We start from the raw sequence: 2,339 nt of genomic DNA on the forward strand, positions 1-2,339 counted from the left end.
GGGCCTGGACTGGTCGGCATCGCGGAAAAGCTCCGAAAACGCGCGGTTCTCTTCCAGGAATGCACCGGCATAGTCCACGCGGGTCAGGCTACTCGCCGGCGTCCTCACCTCCGAGCGGCCCGCTAAGGCCGCGGGGCGCCCAACCGGAACAACCGCCAGCCCGCCTGCTTCCAGCGGGCGGCATCGAGGCAGTTGCGGCCGTCGACGACGACCCGGGCCCGCACCCGGTCGGCCAGGTCGCCGGGGTCGAGGTCGATGAATTGGCGCCACTCGGTGAGGACGAGCACCGCGTCGGCGCGATCACACGCCTCCTCAACCGAGACCGCGTAATTCAGCGTCGGGAACAGCCGCTGCGCGTTGTCCAGCGCCTTGGGGTCGTACACGTTGACCGCGGCGCCGTTGAGCTGCAGCTGGCCCGCGACGTTGAGCGCGGGCGAGTCGCGCACGTCGTCGGATTCGGGCTTGAACGCCGCGCCGAGCACGGCGATGTTCGCGCCAAGCAGCGATCCGCCGCACGCCGCGCTGGCGAGCTCCACCATCCGGGTGCGCCGGCGCATGTTGATGCTGTCGACCTCGCGCAGGAAGGTCAGCGCCTGATCGGCTCCCAGTTCGCCGGCGCGGGCCATGAAGGCGCGGATGTCTTTGGGCAGGCAGCCGCCGCCGAAACCCAAACCGGCGTTGAGGAATTGGCGGCCGATTCGCGGGTCGTAGCCGAGCGCGTCGGCCAGCACGCTGACGTCGGCGCCCGCGGCCTCGCAGACCTCGGAGATGGCGTTGATGAACGAAATCTTGGTCGCCAGAAAGGCGTTGGCGGAAACCTTGACCAGCTCCGCGGTTTGCAGGTCCGTCACCAGGAAGGGCACGCCCTCGGCGAGCAGCGGGCCGTAGAGTTCGCGGACCGCCGTCTCGGGCCGTGTCGAATCCTGTTGGACCCCAAGGACGATGCGGTCCGGATGCAGGGTGTCGTGCACCGCGTAGCCCTCGCGCAGGAACTCGGGGTTCCAGGCGATCTCGACGTCGACCCCGCGTGGCGTCAGCGCGGACGCCCGGGTGTTCAGCTCGGCCGCGGTTCCCACCGGAACGGTCGATTTCCCCACGAGCACCGACGATCTCGTCAGCCGCGGCACCAGCGCGTCGATGACGGCGTAGACGTGGCTCAGGTCGGCCCCGTACTCGCCCTTCTTCTGTGGCGTGCCCACCCCGAGGAAATGCACGTCGGCGAACTCGGCCGCCATGTCGTAGTCGGTGGTGAACCGCAGTCGCCCCGTTGCCAGGTTCTTCGTCAGCAGCTTGCGCAGGCCGGGCTCGTAGAAGGGAATGTCACCGCCGGCGAGCTTGGCGACCTTGCCCGGGTCGATGTCGACCCCGACGACCTCGTGTCCCAGTTCCGCCATTCCGACCGCGTGGGTGGCACCCAGGTAACCGGTGCCGAAGACGGTGCATCGCATATAACCGGTGTAGGTCGTCGCGATGAGCTAACTGCATCGCCCCGCTAAGCGGGAGGCAAACGACAGATGACAGGTGGCCCCGTGCGACTAGTGGCGGCCGAACCCGCCGTGACCACCGCCGAAACCGCCGTGGCCGCCGCCGAAGCCCGGAATGCCCGGGAACCCGCCGTCACCGCCGCCGCGCCCTTCGCCACCGTCGCCATGACCACCGCCGAAGCCGCCGCCGGGCGGCCCGCCGATGACCGGTCCACCGATGCCCGGTATCGGCAGCGGGATCGGCACCGGAATCGGCGCCACCGCGGGTGGCGGTGCGGGAGCCGGCGCGACCGGAATCGGGGCAGGCGCCGGGGCCTCGGGAACCGGGACGGGAGCGGGCGCCGCCGGAGCCGGGGCCGGGGCGGGCACCTGGGCCTCGGGAGCGGGTGCCGGGGCCGCCGGGCCGGGGCGGGCGCCGCGGGCGCCGGGGCCTCGGCCGGCGCGGGGGCCGCAGGAGCCGGGGCCGGCCGGGTGGGCGCGACGACGACGTTCTGGTTTGGGCTGGGCCGCACGTTGGCCGTGGGCCTGATGGCGATCGCCAGCGAGACGACCAGCGCCACCACACCGATGACGAAGACGCCCGCCACGATGCTTCCCACCAGCCGGAAGGAGCGGCGCTCGGGATAGCCCGCGTCGACGAGCGCGGTGGCGCCGGTGTGGGCGCCGGTGTAGAGGTCGTCGACGTCGTCGGGAACAGCGCTGTAGGCGAGCGCGTCCCTGCCCAAGGTTCCCGGGGTGTCGAAGTAGCCCGGCGCGATCGCGAACGGGTTGATGGCGCCGGTGCCCGGGTCTTGGGCGTAGGCCAGCGCCGCGGTGGAGGAGGAGAACAGCGGGGCGTGCGCCGAGGCCAGCGCC

1 protein-coding gene and 1 pseudogene are annotated in these 2,339 nt (G+C 71.7%); both read right to left on the minus strand.

Going from position 1 to position 2,339, the window contains the following annotated elements; translation table 11 throughout:
* Window positions 1-122 precede the first annotated feature (122 nt).
* The gene (locus A5781_RS00840; RefSeq protein WP_067199690.1) at window positions 123-1,448 is read right to left on the minus strand and encodes a UDP-glucose/GDP-mannose dehydrogenase family protein; all 1,326 of its coding nucleotides are present in this window, start codon (window positions 1,446-1,448) and stop codon (window positions 123-125) included.
* A gap of 87 nt (window positions 1,449-1,535) precedes the next feature.
* Window positions 1,536-2,339: pseudogene (locus tag A5781_RS00845) on the minus strand (hypothetical protein); the annotation flags it as partial.

Source organism: Mycobacterium sp. 852002-30065_SCH5024008, assembly GCF_001665645.1.
Classification (GTDB): Bacteria; Actinomycetota; Actinomycetes; order Mycobacteriales; family Mycobacteriaceae; genus Mycobacterium; species Mycobacterium paraffinicum.

Coding starts and splice junctions, on each gene's coding strand:
- A5781_RS00840 (WP_067199690.1), bottom strand. CDS start 1,448: ATGCGATGCACCGTCTTCGGCACCGGTTACCTGGGTGCCACCCACGCG.